The following is an 18791-nucleotide window of genomic DNA, read 5'->3' on the forward strand; positions in this document are numbered from 1 at the left end:
TTTATTGAAAAATTACTTTACATCTATATATACTTAATTATACCTTTTTACTTCTATGTATATTTAAAATTACACTTTTTAATACTTATCGGAAATTAAACTAAGAGAGAGCTCTATGAATATTGAGCGTTCTGAACGCATTGAAATTCCTGTATTACCATTGCGTGACGTCGTAGTTTATCCGTACATGGTAATACCATTATTTATAGGTCGAAAAAAATCAATTAAATGCATTGAAATGTCTATGAATAATGATAAAAAAATTTTTTTAGTAGCTCAAAAAAAAGCTTCTATGGAGGAACCTAAATCTGTTGATTTATTTTCAGTAGGTACAGTTGCTTCAATTTTACAAATGCTCAAATTACCTGACGGAACAGTCAAAGTCTTAGTTGAAGGATTACAGAGAGCTCAAATAATTTCTTTTAATAAAAAAAATGAATATTTTATTTCTGTAATTCAATGGATAAAAGATAAAAAAATTGATAAAAAAGAAGAAAAAGTTTTGGTCAAATCAACTCTGAATCAATTTGATTCTTATATTAAACTAAACAAAAAAATTCCTCCTGAAATATTAAATTCAATCGGTAATATAAAAGAAGCAGCTAAACTTGCTGACATTATATCAGCTTATATACCATTAAAACTTGCAGATAAACAATCGATATTAGAAATGAAAAAAATAAGTACTCGATTAGAATATTTGATGACTTTAATGGAATCAGAAATGGAATTATTTAAAATAGAAAAAAATATTAGAAATAGAATAAAAAAACAAATGGAAAAAAGTCAAAGGGAATATTATTTAAATGAACAAATTAAAGCTATTCAAAAAGAGTTAGGTGAAATTGAAAATTTTCCTGATGAAAACAAATACTTAAAAAAGAAAATCATTGCTGCAAAAATGCCTAAAGAAGCAAAAAAAAAGACTCTTGCAGAACTTCAAAAACTAAAAATGATGTCATCTATGTCCGCAGAAGCTACAGTAGTACGAAGTTATATTGACTGGATGATTCAAGTACCTTGGCACTTAAAAAGTAAAGTTAAAAAAAACATAAAAACAGCTGAAAAAAACTTAAATTTAGATCACTTTGGATTAAAAGAAGTAAAAGAAAGAATTCTAGAGTATTTAGCTGTTCAATGTAGAATGTCAAAAATGAAAGGTCCTATTTTATGTTTAATAGGTCCTCCTGGAGTAGGAAAAACTTCATTAGGAAAATCTATTGCCAAAGCAACTGGAAGAAAATATGTAAGAATGGCTTTAGGAGGAATTAGAGACGAAGCAGAAATCCGAGGACATAGAAGAACCTACATTGGTTCTATGCCAGGAAAATTAATCCAAAAAATGGCAAAAATAGGAGTTAAAAATCCTTTATTTTTATTAGATGAAATAGATAAGATGTCTTTCGATATGCGAGTAGATCCTGTTTCCGCATTATTAGAAGTGCTTGATCCAGAACAAAATACATCTTTTAATGATCATTATTTAGAAGTAGATTATGATTTATCTGACGTTATGTTTGTAGCTACATCAAATTCAATGAATATCCCTTCTCCTTTATTAGATCGAATGGAAGTTATACGTATTCCTGGATATACAGAAGATGAAAAATTAAACATTGCAAAATCTCATTTAAAACTAAAACAAATTCAAAGAAACGGGTTAAATTTAAAAGAATTGACGATAACCGATAGTGTAATCATAGATATAATTAGATATTATACTAGAGAAGCAGGCGTTAGAAATTTAGAAAGAGAACTATCTAAAATATGTAGAAAATCCGTAAAATCATTACTTCTTAACAAGAAAACAACGTCTATTTCAATAACTAAAAAAAATTTAAAAGAATATTTAGGCGTAAAAAAATTTATATATGGAAAGGCTAATAAAAGAAATTATATTGGTCGAGTAGTAGGATTAGCTTGGACTGAAGTAGGAGGAGATTTGTTAACTATAGAAACAGAATGTATGCATGGAAAAGGTAAATTACTTTACACTGGTTCTTTAGGTGAAGTAATGCAAGAATCTATTCAAGCTGCTCTTACAGTAGTTCGTTCAAACTCCAAAAGATTGGGCATTGATCAAAATTTTTATGAAAAACATGACATACATGTTCATGTTCCTGAAGGGGCTACACCAAAAGATGGTCCTAGTGCTGGTATAGCAATGTGTACAGCCATTGTATCTAGTCTTACTAATAATCCTGTTAAATCGAATTTTGCCATGACAGGAGAAATTACCCTACATGGCCATGTTTTAATCATAGGAGGATTAAAAGAAAAATTATTAGCGGCTCATCGAGGGGGGATTAAAAAAGTGCTAATTCCATATGAAAATAAACGAGATTTAGAAGAAATTCCTAAAAATATATTATCAGGTTTAACTATATATCCGGTTAAAAAAATTGGAGAAGTTTTAAGTTTAGCTTTGGAAAATAATCCTAACATTTATTAAAAATTTTTTTATTAAATTTTTTTTTTGAAAAATTGGCCGGCAAAATTTAAATTTTGTGCCAGCCAATTTTTTTATTTATTTAAAAATATTATATGTACGAAAAAATAAAAAATCTAAAAAATAAATATTTTTTTTATCTAAAAAATATCAAGAAATATTTATAACTTTTCTACAAAACTGTTACCTTCAATAAATTAAAAAAAACATTTAGTTGTAATCAAATTTTAAATAAAAATTTATTTTTTAATATCATTTAAAATTCTTATAACTTAATCTTTAACTTTAATGATTTCATAAATAAATTTTTATTTAATTTCCAATTTTTGTAACCAAGATTTCTAATCTTACAAGCTTTACATTGAAAACATCCTTTCCCTATAATTCCATTATAACAAGTTAAAGTACTGGAAAAAATTAATGAAGATTGATTATAGAAATCTGACAAAGCCCAAATTTCACTTTTATTTAAATTTATTAATGGCATTTTTAACGAAAATGAAGAATTCATTCCCAATTTTATAGTTTTGTTCATACTTTTAATAAAGTTACTTCTACAATCTGGATATCCAGAAAAATCTACCTGATTCACACCTATAATTATATCTTGAATATTATTATTATACGCATATATAGAAGATAATACTAAAAATAAAATATTTCTTCCAGGAACAAAAGTCTTATTGGTATTTAAAGATTTTTTTTCTTCAAAAAAAATGTTTTTATTAGTTAAACTACTTAAAAACAACTTATTTAAATTGGAAATATCTATTATTTTATGTTTTTTAATACCTATAATTTTAGTCAAATTAACAGCTACATTTATTTCTTGTCCATGTCGTTGTCCGTAATTAAATGTTATTGCATAAACTTTTTCATATTTATTTTTTGCATAAATTAAACAAGTAGTGGAATCTTGTCCTCCACTAAAAATTACCAATGATTTTTTTTTTTTCATTTTTTTGAATACAAATTCTTAATTTTTTATTAAAAAAATATGTGACTCTTTATTTTAAAAAATTAGAAAAATTATTTGCATATAGAAGATATATTATATGATAAAATAGAAAGTTCAATAAAACATATTTGGTTTAAGATAAAAACATTTAAAAAAATTTTCATATACAATATATGAATAAACATAACTAATAATAACCAAATCTTTAATATTTATTCTTAAATTTTAGGAATTCTTTGTGATTTTTTTTAAACAATTAAGTTGGTATTTTATCAGAGAATGGAAAAGATATTTAGGAGCAATTTTTCTTCTTATTATCATAGCATTTTTACAATTATTACCTCCCAAATTAGTTGGGATGTTAGTGGATTTAATTATCCAAAAAAAAATAGAAAATAAAACAATTTTTTACTGGGTTAGTATAATTTTAATAGCAGCTGTTATTATATATATACTTAGATATATGTGGAGAGTGTTGCTGTTTGGCGCTGCATATAAATTAGCTATAGAGTTAAGAGAAAAATTGTTTTCTTATTTTAGCAAACAAAATCAAGATTTTTTTCTAAAATATAGAACTGGAGATCTAATTGCAAGAGCTACAAATGATGTTGATCGAATTGTTTTTGCTTCAGGAGAAGGAATTCTCACATTAGTTGATTCATTAGTAATGGGTTGTTTGGTAATTATTGTCATGATTTCACAAATTAGTTGGCTACTAACTATAATATCTCTTTTACCTATGCCTATTATGGCTATAATTATCAAGAAATACGGTGAAAAATTACATAAGTCATTTTATAAAGCACAAACTTCTTTTTCTTTATTAAATAATCAAACTCAAGAAAGTCTAACCAGTATTAGAATGCTAAAATCTTTTGGATTAGAAAAGAATCAATCAAAAAAATTTAATTTAATTGCAAAAGATGCTGGGGAAAAAAATATGGAAGTAGCTAAAATTGATGCTTTATTTGATCCTACAATACATTTAACAATTGCTGCCTCAAATTTATTAGCTATCATTGAAGGAGGATGGTTAGCTTGGCAAAATAAAATTACATTAGGTGAACTAACAACTTTTATTATGTACCTTGGTCTAATGGTTTGGCCTATGCTAGCTTTAGCATGGATGTTTAATATAGTAGAAAGAGGTAGTGCTGCTTGGGAAAGAATAGAAAAAATTATTAAATTTAATAATAAAACAGAAAACAGTAAGAAAAAACGATTACCTCTAACTCCTGGTATTTTAAATGTTAAAATTAAAAATTACTTTTATCCTCATAACACTAAATCATCAATTAAAAATATTTCTTTTTTTGTTGAACCAGGGAAAAAATTAGGTTTATGTGGACCAACAGGATGTGGAAAAAGTACCTTACTAAATTTAATTCAATATAATTTTACTAATTTAAGAGGAGACATTTTCTTTAATGGTGTTTCTTTATCTGAAATAAATTTAAATGAATGGAGAGCTAGATTATCTGTTGTTAATCAAACTACATTTTTGTTTTCAGACACTATCAAAAATAATATTTCATTGGGAACACCTAATGCAAATTTTAAAAACATAGAATATGTTTCTTCAATTGCTTGCATACATAAAGACATTATACGATTACCTCAAGGCTATGAAACTCAAGTAGGAGAAAAAGGAATAATGCTTTCCGGAGGACAAAAACAAAGAATTGCTATTGCTAGAGCTTTGTTAACAAATCGAGAAATATTAATTTTAGATGACTCTTTATCTGCAATTGATGGATATACTTCTAAAAAAATTTTAAGTAATTTAAATGTCTGGAAAAAGAAGAATAAAACCATGATAATTAGCAGTCATAAATTATCTATTGTTTCTGATTCTGATGAAATAATAGTCATGAACAAAGGTTCTATTATTCAAAAAGGAACTCATATTGAATTAATAAAAAATAACAAATGGTACAATGAAACTTACTATGATCAAAGATCATTAGAAGAATTAGATAAAAAATATTAGGAAAATGTTATGATGATTAACCTAATCTCATTTTGGTCCGTATTAAAACGTTTATTGTCATATGGGATGATTTGGAAAAAATTTTTTATCATCGCATTATTTTTATTATTATTCGCATCTATTACAGAGGTAATAGGTCCAATATTAATTAGTTACTTTATTAACAATATTATTTCGCTACATTTAGGATCAATTAAAAAAATTTGTTTTTTTATACTCACATTTATTATATTACAAATAATCTCTGCTTATCTGTACTATCTTCAAAGTATTGTATTCAACAAAACTGCTCTAAAAATAGTACAAAAACTACGCTGTGATGTTATGCAAGCTGCTCTATTTCAACCAATTAGCGTTTTTGATACTCAACCAATAGGACAAATAATTTCTAAAATTACAAACGACACTGAATTAATAAAAGAACTGTATGATACGGTCATAGCAACCACTATGAGAAGTATGGTACTTATAATTATAACTATAATAGCCATGTTTAGTTTAGAATGGCATATGGCAATAATATCTATTATTATTTTTCCATTAGTAATTCTAATAATGATAACTTATCAACATTATAGTACTCCTATTTTAAGAAAAGTTAGATATTATGTAGCTAATTTAAATAATAAATTTAACGAATATATTAATGGAATGAATGTCATCCAACAATTTAATCAAGAAAAAAAATTCAGATTTTTAATAAAAAAAGTTAGTTATTCCCATTATCTTGAAAGAATGAAAATTCTAAAATTAGACGGGTTTTTATTAAGACCGCTATTAAGTTTAATTTCTTCTTTTATTTTATGCAGTTTAATATTATTAATTAGTTTTATGCCTAATGAAATTTTTGAAGTAGGAACATTATATGCTTTCATGAGTTATTTAGGACGATTAAGCGAACCTTTAATTACCATAAGTAGTCAACAATCTATTCTACAACAAGCTATTGTTGCAGGAGAAAGAATTTTTGAACTGATAGATTCTCCAAAAGAACAATTCGGGGAAAAAAATCTTCCAATAAAAAAAGGGAAGATTAAAATAGAAAATTTAAACTTCAAATACGAAAGCAATAAAGTGCATGTTTTAAAAAATATTAATTTAAAAATTTCTAAAAAAAAATTTGTTGCATTTGTTGGTCATACTGGGAGCGGAAAAAGTACTTTAGCTAATTTATTAATGGGTTATTATCCAATAAAAACAGGAAAAATTCTAATAGATGGAAATGATATTAATCATCTTAGTTACAATTCAATAAAAAAAGGGATTTTGATGGTTCAACAAGAACCTGTTATTCTAGCTGATACTTTTTTTGAAAATATAACTTTAGGAAAAAAAATTTCTGAATATAAACTTTGGAAAATATTAGATATGGTGCATTTATCTTCATTAGTAAATTCTTTTCCTAATGGAATTCATTCTTTACTAGGAGAACAAGGTAATAATTTATCTGTAGGTCAAAAACAATTAATAGCTTTAGCTAGAGTATTAGTTAGAAAACCTAAAATATTAATTCTTGATGAAGCAACTGCTAGTATAGATTCAGAAACAGAAAAATCTATACAAAAAACTTTATTATCTATTAAAAGGAAAACTACATTAATAATAATTGCTCATCGATTATCTACGGTTGTTAACGCAGATTATATTATTGTTTTACAAAATGGAACTATAATTGAAGAAGGATCTCATAAAGCATTATTAGAAATGAAGGGAAAATATTGGAGAATGCAAAAATTTCAATCCCTATAAATTTTAAAAACTTCATTAACATCATTAATGTGCCTGTATCATTTAAATTGGCTGCTTTTTTCCAAATCTGACCGATTATTTAAATTAACATCACAATAATGCTAATGAAGTATTTAATAAATGATACTATTTTTTAAAAAAAGTTCAAGAAAAAAATGATTTTTTATTAACTTAAAATATAAAAAGTAAATTACTTTATTATATGTAATAATATTTTCATTAATTTCACAAATAAACTATATTAATAATGAATTATCAAATTTTTGCTAGAAAATATCGACCTCAATTATTAAAACAAGTTGTAGGTCAAAAAGTCGTCGTTGCTGCCTTACATAATAGTTTATCTCTAAATAGAATTCATCACTCTTGGATTTTTTCTGGAACTAGAGGAGTAGGAAAAACAAGTTTAGCTCGATTATTAGCTAAATGCTTAAACTGTTTATCTGGAATAACAGCTAATCCTTGTAGAATTTGTCAAAGCTGTAAAAACATAGAAAAAGGTTGCTCTTTGGATTTATTAGAAATAGATGCTGCTTCTAAAACAAAAGTTGAAGACATGCGCGAATTACTTGAAGGTTCTCAATACTCTCCAAATCAAAGCCGTTTTAAAATATATTTAATTGATGAAGTCCATATGCTTTCTAAACATAGTTTTAATGCTTTACTTAAAATTTTAGAGGAACCTCCAGAACATATAAAATTTATCTTAGCTACAACTAATATAAGAAAAATTCCAAATACTATTCTTTCAAGATGCTTTAAATTAAATTTACAAAAAATATCTTTTTTAAATATCAAAAATTATATTGAATACATTTTAAAAAAAGAAAATATTGAATTTGAATCTAGAGCAACAGAATTATTATCTATAGCATCAGATGGAAGTCTCAGAGATGCCCTTAATTTAATAGAACAAACAATTTCTATTGATTTTAAAAAAGTAAAAACAGAAAATGTATTAAAAATGATAGGAGGGCTAAATGATTACTATTCTTTCTTTTTAACTGAATCCATATTAACAAGAAATATTGATAATTTTATATTAATTTTAAATCAGCTCGAAAGAAAAATAATCAAATGGGATGAATTATTAATTTCTGTATTAAAAGTATTACACTATATTGCCATGAATCAGTTATCTCCTACTTTTTCTAAAAAAGAAAACATAGGAAAATACAAAAAAAATATATTACTAATATCAAAAAATATAGATACTAAAATAATACAACTATTTTATAAAATAATATTGACTGGAAGAAAAGAGCTTCAATATTCTCCTACAGAAAAAATGGGTGTAGAAATGATTTTTTTAAGATTATTATCCATAGATCAAAAAAAATATATTGATTTATTCAAAAAAAAACAAAAAAACATCTTTAAAAAAAATGATATAAATAAAAAACAGATAAACTTCGTTGAATTAATACCTAAAAAAAAATTGAAATTAGAAGAAAAAATAGATATTGATAATATTTTAACTAAAGAACTTATTAAAAAAAAAAAAAAATAATCGATATAAAGAAAAAAATTAATAAAAAAGTTATAATTAAGAATAATTACCTTTTAACGAATAATAAAAAAAAAATAAAAAAAAATAACGAAAAAAATAAAATTTTTGTAAAAAAAAACACTAATAATAATAAAACAAAATTGAAAAAAATAAGTAATTTAGATATTATAAAAAATGAAGATAATATACCAAAAGAAATAAAAAAAAAAGAATTCATCAATTCTAAAAAGAAAAAAAAAGAAATAAATATAAACGATAAAGAAATTAAAAAAATGCAAAAAATATTTCAAACAAATTTTGAAAAAATAGATGTCTCTATTTTTAATAAATAGTTTTCATTACGTCAAATTTTACATTATTTTACTAAAAAAACGAGAAAAAAATGTTTAATAAAAATGGTTTAAATAACCTAATGAAACAAGCTCAACAAATGCAAGAAAAAATGAATAAAGTACAATCAGAAATGGCCAATGTAGAAGTTACCGGAGAGTCAGGTGCAGGATTAATCAAAATTACTATTAATGGTGCTCACAATTGTAAAAAAATTGAAATAGACCGGAGTTTATTACTTGACGATAAAGAAATGTTGGAAGATCTCATTGTAGCTGCTTTTAATGATGCTTCAAGAAGAATTTCTGAAATTCAAAAACAAAAAATGTCTGATATGTCTAATAATATGTCTCTACCTTCTGGATTTTCTTTGCCATTTTGACATATACATTTTTATAAACTCAATGAATTGACTTAGTTAAATAATTTATTTTTTACAATAATTATTCAAACGTTCGTTTAATTTTTTATTATAGAAAGGAAAAAATATGGAAAAAATGAAGAAAGAAATTCATTCATTTCAATCAGAAGCTAAACAACTACTTCATTTGATGATTCATTCTCTTTATTCTAACAAAGAAATTTTTATAAGAGAAATAATATCAAACGCATCAGATGCCATTGACAAATTACGATTTCACTTTTTATCTCATCCTGAAACAAATAAAAGTAATATTGATTTTCAAATTTGCATATCTGTAAATAAAGAAAAAAATACTCTTATTATTTCGGATAATGGAATAGGTATGAATAAAAATGAAGTAATTGAAAATTTAGGAACTATTGCAAAATCTGGAACTAAAAAATTCATAAATGAATTAAAAAATAAAACAGAAGAAAAAAGTAACCTAATCGGTCAATTTGGAGTAGGATTTTATTCCTCTTTTATTGTTTCTAAAAAAGTAATAGTTCGAACTAAATCGATAAATTGTTCGGAAAAAGAAGGGGTTTTATGGGAATCTGATGGAAAGGGAAAATATACTATTCAAAATATCATTAAAAAAGAAACTGGAACAGAAATAATTTTATTTTTAAACGATTCAGAAAAAATTTTTCTTGAAGAATGGAAAATTAATAATATTGTAAAAAAATATTCTGATCATATCGACATTCCGGTAAAAATAAATTCATTTAATGAAAAAGAAAAAATATATTGTTTAAAACAAATTAATAGAGCAAAAGCAATATGGAGTTTAAAAAAATCAGAAATTAAAAAAGAAGAATATCAAAATTTTTATAAATACATAACCAATGATACTAATAATCCCTTAACATGGACGCACAATACAGTAGAAGGAACACTAGAATATACTAACTTGCTTTACATCCCTTCTAAAGCACCTTGGGATATGTGGAATAGAGAAAATAAATATGGTTTAAAATTATATGTCAAAAAAGTTTATATAATGGATGATGTTCAACAATTTTTACCAAATTATCTTAGATTTGTTCGAGGAATTATAGATTCTTATGATATGCCATTAAATGTTTCTCGAGAAATTTTACAGGAAAACAAAATTGTTAGTGGATTAAGAAAAACTTTAACGAAAAGAATTTTGTCTCTTCTTAATCAATTATTGATCAATAACCCAGAAAAATATCAAAAATTTTGGAACGAATTTGGATTAGTTTTAAAAGAAGGTATTGCTGAAGATTTTCAAAATAAGGAAACTATAGCAAATCTTTTAAGATTTACGTCCATTTCTAATAACAAATCCGAACAAACAGTTTCATTAGAAAATTATATTAAAAATACAAAAAAAGAACAAGAAAAAATCTATTTTCTTACTGCAGACAATTATTTATCTGCTAAAAATAGTCCTCATTTAGAATTTTTTAAAAAAAATAACATAGATGTTCTTTTATTATCAGATAAAATTGATGAATGGATGATGAATCATTTAACTGAATTTAAAGAAAAAAAATTTCAATCAATTAATAAAACTGACGAATCATTAAACAAACTAATACAAGAAGACAATAGTAATCAAAAAATACTTGAAAAAAATGAATTATTAAAAAAGATAAAAGAATCTTTAAGTGATAAAATAAAAGATGTAAAATTTACTAATAAACTTACTGATACCCCTGCTATTTTAGTAACTGATTCATCTGACATGAGTACACAAATGGCAAAATTATTTTCTGCAGCAGGTCAAAACCCATCTCCTATAAAATATATATTTGAAATTAATCCTAATCATGTTTTAATTAAACATATTAATAACATTACTGAAGAAAAAATATTGAAAGAATGGATACATTTGTTATTTGAAGAAGCACTATTAGTTGAAACAGGATCTTTAGAAGACCCAGCAAATTTCATATTTCGAATAAATAAATTATTAACTCAAAATATTTTTTCTACATAAAAAAATATTTATCTTGAGAAAAATTAATAATCTTTATCAAAAAAGTAAAAAAGGATTTTTTCTACATTAAAATTTATGATGATACTATTTTAAAATGAAAATAATTTTATTAGGAGCTCCTGGAACAGGAAAGGGAACTCAAGCCAAATATATTAGTGTTAAATATCATATTCCGCATATCTCCACTGGAGATATGCTCAGAAAAGAAATTGATAAAAAAACAAACTTAGGAAAAATTATTAAAAGTTCAATCTCGAAAGGAAAATTAATTTCAGATGATATTTTATTTTTATTAATAAAATCTAGAATTAAAAAAAAAGATTGTAAAAATGGTTTTTTATTGGATGGATTTCCAAGAACCTTATGTCAAGCAATATATTTAAAAAATAAAAATATAAAAATAAATATAGTTTTAAACTTTATCGTTCCAAAAAATATATTAATACAAAGAATTGTTGGAAGAATGATTCATATATCGTCTGGAAGAATATATCATACTCAATTTAATCCTCCCAAGAAAAAAGGAATAGATGATGTAACAGGAGAACCTCTTATTCGTAGAAAAGATGATAATGTTATATCTTTAAAATATAGATTATTAGAATACAGAAAAAAAACAGTTCCTTTAATTAAGTTCTATATTAAAGAAAAAAAACTAAAAAATTTAAACTATTATGAAATAGACGGGTGTAAAAATTCCAAGGAAATAAATAATTTATTGGACAAATTATTTTTTGAAAATAAAAAAAATTAAAAGATATGGTGCGCTTTACAGGATTTGAACCTGTGACCTACAGCTTAGAAGGCTGCTGCTCTATCCAACTGAGCTAAAAGCGCTTTAAACTTTTTATTTTTATATCTAAGAAACTTATTCTATATCTCAAAACATAGAAAATCAATTTTTTTTTTAAAAGTTATATATAAATCATATTTATATCTTAAAAAAAAATATTTTTTACGATTTTGTGTTAATATATATTAACAAAAATTTTAAAAATGTTTAAAAATGTTTGCTAAAATAATTGATGGAAAAAAAATTGCTCAAAAAATTGAATTTAATATTTTAAAAAAAATAAAAAATTTTGTTAAATTTGGAGATAAACCACCTGGTTTGTCAATAATTTCAGTAGGAAACAATCCTGCATCTAGTCTATATATCAAAAAAAAAAGAGAGGCTTGTCAAAGAGTGGGTATCAATTTTACTCATTGGAAGTTTTCTTCAAAAACACAGGAAAACCAAATTATAAAATTAATAAAAAAACTAAATGAAGATCCTTTTACACATGGAATATTAATTCAATTTCCAATACATGAAAAATTAAATTCTTTAAAAATTATTAGTTATATATCTCCAAAAAAAGATGTTGATGGACTTCATCCTTTCAACATTGGTTGTTTAGTACAAAAAAATCCTACTTTTAGACCTTGTACTCCAAAAGGAATCATTACCCTATTAAAAAAAGAAAAAATTAATTTAAGAAGTTTACATGGTGTAATCATAGGAGCATCTAATATAGTAGGAAGACCTATGAGTCTGGAGTTATTACTTGCAGGATGTACTACTACTATCACTCATAGATTCACAAAAGATTTAAAAACACACACAAAAACAGCCGATCTTTTAATTGTTGCCGTAGGAAAACCATTTTTTATCAACAAAAGTTGGATTAAAAAAGGATCTATTATTATAGATGTAGGAATTAATAAATTGAAAAATAATAAAATTGTCGGAGATGTTGATTTTCTTTCTGCTGCTTCTAAAGCATCTTATATTACACCGGTTCCTGGTGGAGTTGGACCAATGACTATTATTAGTTTATTAGAAAATACAGTAAAAGCTTATTTATATGAAAAAAATAAAAAATATCTACTTTTTTCTCCAAGTTGTAAATAATTTATGATCTTCTAAAATTATTCCAAATTTAAATAACTTTTCTCTAATATTATCTGATAACTTCCACATTTTTAACTTTCTTGCTATATTTCTTTCTTTTATTAAAGAATTGATTTCTTCTTTTGATTTCATTTTTGATTTTTTTCTTAAAAAATCTTCAGGATCATAAGAAAAAAATCCAAGAACTTTTCCTAATTTTCTTAACAAATTAGAAAATTTTTTAACTTCTTTAAATTTATTTTGATTTTTTAACATATTAATTTTTTTAGAAATAGCATGTAATACAGACAAAGCTTTCGGAGTATTAAAATCATCTTGCATAGCTTCTTCAAATGCAATCGAATATTCATTTTGAAAATAATAATTTTTTTTTTCTATTTTGGTATTTCTAAGTGAGTTATATAAACTTTTCAAAGAAAGAGCAGATTTTTTAATGTTATTTTCACAATAACTTAACGGTCTTCTATAATGAGTAGACATTAAAAAATATCGTAAACTTTCCCCGTCATACGTAGATAACAGATCTTTTAACAAAATAAAATTATTTAATGATTTAGACATTTTTTTATTGTTAAGTATTACCATACCAGAATGTATCCAATAATTTATCTTGGATCTTTTTTTTAAACAATTAAATTGTGAATTTTCATTTTCGTGATGAGGAAATAAAAGATCTATTCCTCCTCCATGAATATCTAATTTATTTCCAAACTTAATAGAAGAAATAGTTGTACATTCTATATGCCATCCAGGCCTTCCTTGTCCCCAAGGAGATTTCCAACTAAATTTTTCCGAAGGTAATGTTTTTTTCCATAAAACAAAATCTAAAGGATTTTTTTTTTCTTTATTAACTTTTATTCTTTTGCCTACTTTTAACTTTTTCAAGAACTGATTAGATAATTTTCCATAGTTTTTATAACTATCTACTGAAAACATGACATCTCCATTATTTTGAATATAAGCATGATTATTTTTTAATAATTTATTTATAATTTTAATTATTTCATTAATGCATTCACTTACTTTTGGTTCAAAATCTGGAGATAAAATATTTAATAAAGAAAAGTCATTCTGCATATTTTTTATCATTCGATTAGTAAATTTTTCAATAGTTTCATTATTTTTTTTAACTACATTAATAATTTTATCATCTATATCTGTAATATTTCTCACATACTTTGTTTTATAACCTAAATGACGAAAATAGCGAAATATCATATCAAATATAACGAATGTTCTTCCATGTCCTATATGACAGTAATTATAAACTGTTACTCCACATACATACATATTGACTATATTTTTTTTGATAGGTATAAACGTTTCTTTTAAACGAGTAATAGTGTTAAAAATTTTTAGCATAAAAAAATTTATAAAGAAAATTCGATTGTGTATGTCATAGTATAATATACTATCATATTAATATTTCAAATATGTTACTATATATAAATTTTATATTTTTTAAAATGTTTTTTAGTGTTCGAGCATTTTAAATTTAAAACACTTAACTTAACTTATTTTTTTCTAATATTTTATATAATTGTCAATAACTTTTATTCTAATAAAAATTAATGAATATCTTATATGTACTTATTTTTTATATTAAACAAAAAAATTTATTTTTTAATTTATAAAATTTATTTAAATGCATTTTATACAACAGGTATTTTTATGAAAACTAAATTGGAAGAACTATTAAAATTTCCATGTTCTTTTACCTATAAAGTAATAGGATTGGCTAAACCAGAATTGGTTGACCAATTAATTAAAGTAATTCAACTAAGAATTCCAGGAGATTATATACCTCAGATAAAATCAAGTAATAAAGGAACATACATTTCTATTTCTATTACTGTTTTTGCGAACAACTTTGAACAAATAGAAAATCTATATTATGATATAAGCAAAATAAATATGGTTAGAATGGTTTTATAATAATAAAATATTTCTTAAAAAAAAATATTACGATGCAGAATATACTGTATCGTAATATTAGTTGAATTCTTGTAAAATTTAATTAAAAATTACAAACTGATAACGTTAGCAGCAGATGGTCCTTTTGCTCCTTCAGTGATTTCAAATTCAACACTTTGGCCTTCTGCCAATGTTTTAAATCCATTACTTTGAATTGCTGAAAAATGAACAAAAACATCTTTACTTCCATCTTCAGGAGTAATAAAACCAAATCCTTTAGACTCATTAAACCACTTAACATTACCTTTAATCTTGGACATCTATATTACCTTTACGTGAAAAAAATAAACTGTTCGTATTTTATAAGAAAAAAATAACTTTATTATTTACTAAATATAGTATATATATACTATATTTTTCTTATTTTTAATATGTAAATCAAATAAAATATTTTTTATACCTGGCAATTTCCTACTCTCACACGGGGAGACCCCGTACTACCATCGGCGTTATAGTATTTCACTTCTGAGTTCGGAATGGATTCAGGTGGTACCACTACACTATTTTTGCCAGGTATTTAAAACACTTATTTTAAAAATAAATTCGGTAAATTTAAAAAAACAACTTTGGTGTTACAAGATTAAGCCTATCGGGTCATTAGTACTAGTTAGCTCAACATATTACTATGCTTACACACCTAGCCTATCAACGTTGTAGTCTCCAACGTCCCTTCAGTAAACTACATTAATACAGTTTACAGGGAAAACTAATCTTAGGGCAAGTTTCGTGTTTAGATGCTTTCAGCACTTATCTTTTCCGTATTTAGCTACCGGGCAATGCCATTGGCATGACAACCCGAACACCAGTGATACGTCCACTTCGGTCCTCTCGTACTAGAAGCAGCCCCCTTCAATTTTCCAACGCCCACGGCAGATAGGGACCGAACTGTCTCACGACGTTCTAAACCCAGCTCGCGTACCACTTTAAATGGCGAACAGCCATACCCTTGGGACCTGCTTCAGCCCCAGGATGTGATGAGCCGACATCGAGGTGCCAAACACCGCCGTCGATATGAACTCTTGGGCGGTATCAGCCTGTTATCCCCGGAGTACCTTTTATTTGTTGAGCGATGGCCCTTCCATACAGAACCACCGGATCACTAAGGCCTGCTTTCGCATCTGCTCGCGTTATCACGCTCACAGTCAAACTGGCTTATGCCTTTGCACTAACCTTACGATTTCCAACCGTAATTAGCCAATCTTCGCGCTCCTCCGTTACTCTTTGGGAGGAGACCGCCCCAGTCAAACTACCTACCAGACACTGTCTCTATATCGGATAACGATATCAGGTTAGAAATTTAAAATGTAAAGGGTGGTATTTCAAGTTTGGCTCCATTTAAACTGGCGTTTAAATTTCTTAGCCTCCCACCTATCCTACACATTACATATCAAAAATCAGTGTCAAGCTATAGTAAAGGTTCACGGGGTCTTTCCGTCTTGCCGCGGGTATACTGCATCTTCACAGCAATTTCAATTTCACTGAGTCCCAGGTGGAGACAGCCTGGCCATCATTACGCCATTCGTGCAGGTCGGAACTTACCCGACAAGGAATTTCGCTACCTTAGGACCGTTATAGTTACGGCCGCCGTTTACCGGGGCTTCAGTCTAGAGCTTCAAATTTTCATTTTAACCCTTTCGATTAACCTTCCGGCACCGGGCAGGCGTCACACCGTATACTTCCACTTTCATGTTTGCACAGTGCTGTGTTTTTAATAAACAGTTGCAGCCAGCTGTTTTCTTCGACTAATTTCAGCTTTAAAAGTAAATTTTATCACTTAATATTAGCATGCCTTCTCCCGAAGTTACGGCATCATTTTGCCTAGTTCCTTCACCTGGGTTCTCTCAAGCGCCTTAGTATTCTCTACCTAACTACCTGTGTCGGTTTGTGGTACGATTTAATACTACCTGATGCTTAGAGAATTTTCTTGGAAACATGGTATCAGTTACTTCGTCACATAAGTGACTCGTCATCATGCCTCAAAATAGAGAAAATCGGATTTTCCAAACTTTCATTTCTACGCATTTAAACCAGGACATCCGTCACCTGGATAACCTAACCTTTTTCGTCCTCCCTTCGCAGTAATATTAAGTACAGGAATATTAACCTGTTATCCATCGACTACGCCTTTCGACCTCGCCTTAGGGGTCGACTAACCCTGCCTCGATTACCGTTGGACAGGAAACCTTAGTTTTTCGGCGAGCAGGTTTTTTACCTGCTTTATCGTTACTCATGTCAGCATTCGCACTTCTGATACCTCCAATGTATTTTACAATACATCTTCAACAGCTTACAGAACGCTCCCCTACCCAATAAAAATAATAAATAAATTTATTGCCGCAGCTTCGGTGCATAGTTTAGCCCCGTTAAATCTTCCGCGCAGAAAAACTCGACCAGTGAGCTATTACGCTTTCTTTAAATGATGGCTGCTTCTAAGCCAACATCCTGGCTGTTTAAGCCTTTCCACCTCGTTTCCCACTTAACTATGACTTTGGGACCTTAGCTGGCGGTCTGGGTTGTTTCCCTTTCCACAACGAACGTTAGCACCCGCTGTGTGTCTCCCGTGATAGCATTCTTCGGTATTCGGAGTTTGCATCGGATTAGTAAGCTAGTATAGCCCCCTAGCCGAAACAGTGCTCTACCCCCGAAGATGAATTCACGAGGCGCTACCTAAATAGCTTTCGGGGAGAACCAGCTATCTCCCGGTTTGATTGGCCTTTCACCCCTAGCCACAAGTCATCCGCTGATTTTTCAACATCAGTCGGTTCGGTCCTCCAGTTGGTTTTACCCAACCTTCAACCTGCTCATGGCTAGCTCACCGGGTTTCGGGTCTGTATCCTGAAACTAAAAACGCCTATTTAAGACTCGGTTTCCCTTCGGCTCCCTTATACAGTTAACCTTGCTACAGAATACAAGTCGCTGACCCATTATACAAAAGGTACGCAGTCACTTCTAAAAAAAAGCTCCTACTGCTTGTACGTATACGGTTTCAGGATCTATTTCACTCCCCTAACCGGGGTTCTTTTCGCCTTTCCCTTACGGTACTAGTTCACTATCGGTCAATCAGGAGTATTTAGCCTTGGAGGATGGTCCCCCCGTATTCAAACAGGATTTCTCGTGTCCCGCTTTACTTATCGAGTTAATAATTTAATTTTTTTCATATACAGGGCTATCACCTTGTATCGCTGTTTTTTCCAAAAACATTCTATTAAAAATTAATTTATTATTTTTACTCTGGGCTGTTCCCGTTTCGCTCGCCACTACTAAGGGAATCTCGGTTGATTTCTTTTCCTCAAGGTACTTAGATGTTTCAGTTCCCTTGGTTTGCATTGTTAATCTATGAATTCAATTAACAATAACATCTCTAAGATGTTAGGTTTCCCCATTCGGATATCGACGGTTATAACGTTTCATATCAACTTACCGACGCTTTTCGCAGATTAGCACGTCCTTCATCGCCTCTGATTGCCAAGGCATCCACCGTATACGCTTAATTACTTAATCTTGTAACACCAAAGATGTTTTAATTATACCGAATTTTAAAAGAACTAAATTGCAAAACAACTAC

The 18791-nt window shown here is 27.3% G+C and carries 13 protein-coding genes, 1 tRNA gene, 2 rRNA genes and 1 other RNA gene; 10 read left to right on the forward strand and 7 right to left on the reverse strand.

All coding sequences use genetic code 11. The features are described 5' to 3' along the window. Positions 1-115: 115 nt before the first annotated feature. On the forward strand, positions 116-2452 hold the full coding sequence (gene lon, locus RJT62_RS01975; RefSeq protein WP_343153472.1) for an endopeptidase La: 2337 nt from the start codon (positions 116-118) through the stop codon (positions 2450-2452). Positions 2453-2714: 262 nt separating this feature from the next. Here the strand turns inward: lon and queC are convergent, their stop codons facing one another. Beyond that, positions 2715-3407 carry a 7-cyano-7-deazaguanine synthase QueC gene (gene queC, locus RJT62_RS01980; protein WP_343153474.1) on the reverse strand — a complete coding sequence of 231 codons (693 nt, stop codon included), beginning with the start codon at positions 3405-3407 and terminating at the stop codon, positions 2715-2717. Between the two features lie 238 nt (positions 3408-3645). Here queC and RJT62_RS01985 point away from each other — a divergent pair, with 238 nt between their 5' ends. Both RJT62_RS01985 and RJT62_RS01990 read left to right on the forward strand, forming a co-directional pair. Beyond that, positions 3646-5397, forward strand: coding sequence for a SmdA family multidrug ABC transporter permease/ATP-binding protein (locus RJT62_RS01985; RefSeq protein ID WP_343153476.1), 1752 nt, complete (start codon positions 3646-3648; stop codon positions 5395-5397). A 12-nt stretch (positions 5398-5409) separates the two neighbouring features. After that, entirely contained in the window at positions 5410-7146 is a 1737-nt protein-coding gene (locus RJT62_RS01990; protein ID WP_343153970.1) for a SmdB family multidrug efflux ABC transporter permease/ATP-binding protein, read from the forward strand. Between the two features lie 10 nt (positions 7147-7156). Here the strand turns inward: RJT62_RS01990 and ffs are convergent. Further along, an RNA gene (gene ffs / locus RJT62_RS01995) (signal recognition particle sRNA small type) lies at positions 7157-7253 on the reverse strand. A 140-nt stretch (positions 7254-7393) separates the two neighbouring features. Between ffs and dnaX the strand changes: the two genes are divergently transcribed. The 5 genes from dnaX to adk all read left to right on the forward strand — a co-directional run bounded on the left by dnaX (position 7394) and on the right by adk (position 12112). After that, entirely contained in the window at positions 7394-8656 is a 1263-nt protein-coding gene (dnaX, locus tag RJT62_RS02000) for a DNA polymerase III subunit gamma/tau (RefSeq protein ID WP_343153478.1), read from the forward strand. Positions 8657-8796: 140 nt separating this feature from the next. Beyond that, positions 8797-8988, forward strand: coding sequence for a hypothetical protein (locus tag RJT62_RS02005; RefSeq protein WP_343153480.1), 192 nt, complete (start codon positions 8797-8799; stop codon positions 8986-8988). A gap of 50 nt (positions 8989-9038) precedes the next feature. Beyond that, complete coding sequence (locus RJT62_RS02010) at positions 9039-9368, forward strand: YbaB/EbfC family nucleoid-associated protein (protein ID WP_343153482.1); 330 nt, start codon at positions 9039-9041, stop codon at positions 9366-9368. 106 nt (positions 9369-9474) lie between these two features. After that, positions 9475-11358 (forward strand): molecular chaperone HtpG, encoded by a 1884-nt coding sequence (htpG, locus tag RJT62_RS02015; RefSeq protein ID WP_428994286.1) that lies wholly within the window; start codon positions 9475-9477, stop codon positions 11356-11358. A gap of 94 nt (positions 11359-11452) precedes the next feature. Next, the gene (gene adk / locus RJT62_RS02020; protein WP_343153484.1) at positions 11453-12112 is read left to right on the forward strand and encodes an adenylate kinase; all 660 of its coding nucleotides are present in this window, start codon (positions 11453-11455) and stop codon (positions 12110-12112) included. A gap of 6 nt (positions 12113-12118) precedes the next feature. On the opposite strand, the gene RJT62_RS02025 is transcribed toward adk, so the two are convergent. After that, positions 12119-12195 (reverse strand) — tRNA-Arg (locus RJT62_RS02025). A gap of 169 nt (positions 12196-12364) precedes the next feature. Between RJT62_RS02025 and folD the strand changes: the two genes are divergently transcribed. Then, on the forward strand, positions 12365-13252 hold the full coding sequence (gene folD / locus RJT62_RS02030) for a bifunctional methylenetetrahydrofolate dehydrogenase/methenyltetrahydrofolate cyclohydrolase FolD (protein ID WP_343153487.1): 888 nt from the start codon (positions 12365-12367) through the stop codon (positions 13250-13252). Here the strand turns inward: folD and cysS are convergent. Further along, positions 13226-14614: a cysteine--tRNA ligase gene (gene cysS / locus RJT62_RS02035; protein ID WP_343153489.1), complete on the reverse strand. Its 1389-nt coding sequence runs from the start codon at positions 14612-14614 to the stop codon at positions 13226-13228. The two genes, folD and cysS, sit on opposite strands and share 27 nt — an antisense overlap. Positions 14615-14923: 309 nt before the next feature. Between cysS and ybeD the strand changes: the two genes are divergently transcribed. After that, the gene (gene ybeD, locus RJT62_RS02040; protein ID WP_343153491.1) at positions 14924-15187 is read left to right on the forward strand and encodes a DUF493 family protein YbeD; all 264 of its coding nucleotides are present in this window, start codon (positions 14924-14926) and stop codon (positions 15185-15187) included. Positions 15188-15276: 89 nt separating this feature from the next. Here the strand turns inward: ybeD and cspE are convergent, their stop codons facing one another. From cspE to RJT62_RS02055, 3 genes are all read right to left on the reverse strand, one after another. Continuing rightward, the gene (gene cspE / locus RJT62_RS02045) at positions 15277-15486 is read right to left on the reverse strand and encodes a transcription antiterminator/RNA stability regulator CspE (RefSeq protein WP_009874442.1); all 210 of its coding nucleotides are present in this window, start codon (positions 15484-15486) and stop codon (positions 15277-15279) included. A 138-nt stretch (positions 15487-15624) separates the two neighbouring features. Next, positions 15625-15740: ribosomal RNA gene (gene rrf / locus RJT62_RS02050) — 5S ribosomal RNA — on the reverse strand. Positions 15741-15802: 62 nt separating this feature from the next. After that, a 23S ribosomal RNA gene (locus tag RJT62_RS02055) occupies positions 15803-18727 on the reverse strand. Positions 18728-18791: the final 64 nt, after the last annotated feature.

The organism is Buchnera aphidicola (Mindarus keteleerifoliae) (genome assembly GCF_039392895.1).
GTDB classification, from domain to species: Bacteria; Pseudomonadota; Gammaproteobacteria; order Enterobacterales; family Enterobacteriaceae; genus Buchnera_A; species Buchnera_A aphidicola_A.

What these genes read in the sequence shown, in the direction of transcription:
- lon (WP_343153472.1), top strand. Translation starts at nt 116, where the DNA reads ATGAATATTGAGCGTTCTGAACGCATTGAAATTCCTGTATTACCATTG.
- queC (WP_343153474.1), bottom strand. Translation starts at nt 3,407, where the DNA reads ATGAAAAAAAAAAAATCATTGGTAATTTTTAGTGGAGGACAAGATTCC.
- RJT62_RS01990 (WP_343153970.1), top strand. Translation starts at nt 5,410, where the DNA reads ATGATTAACCTAATCTCATTTTGGTCCGTATTAAAACGTTTATTGTCA.
- dnaX (WP_343153478.1), top strand. Translation starts at nt 7,394, where the DNA reads ATGAATTATCAAATTTTTGCTAGAAAATATCGACCTCAATTATTAAAA.
- RJT62_RS02010 (WP_343153482.1), top strand. Translation starts at nt 9,039, where the DNA reads ATGTTTAATAAAAATGGTTTAAATAACCTAATGAAACAAGCTCAACAA.
- htpG (WP_428994286.1), top strand. Translation starts at nt 9,475, where the DNA reads ATGGAAAAAATGAAGAAAGAAATTCATTCATTTCAATCAGAAGCTAAA.
- adk (WP_343153484.1), top strand. Translation starts at nt 11,453, where the DNA reads ATGAAAATAATTTTATTAGGAGCTCCTGGAACAGGAAAGGGAACTCAA.
- folD (WP_343153487.1), top strand. Translation starts at nt 12,365, where the DNA reads ATGTTTGCTAAAATAATTGATGGAAAAAAAATTGCTCAAAAAATTGAA.
- cysS (WP_343153489.1), bottom strand. Translation starts at nt 14,614, where the DNA reads ATGCTAAAAATTTTTAACACTATTACTCGTTTAAAAGAAACGTTTATA.
- ybeD (WP_343153491.1), top strand. Translation starts at nt 14,924, where the DNA reads ATGAAAACTAAATTGGAAGAACTATTAAAATTTCCATGTTCTTTTACC.
- cspE (WP_009874442.1), bottom strand. Translation starts at nt 15,486, where the DNA reads ATGTCCAAGATTAAAGGTAATGTTAAGTGGTTTAATGAGTCTAAAGGA.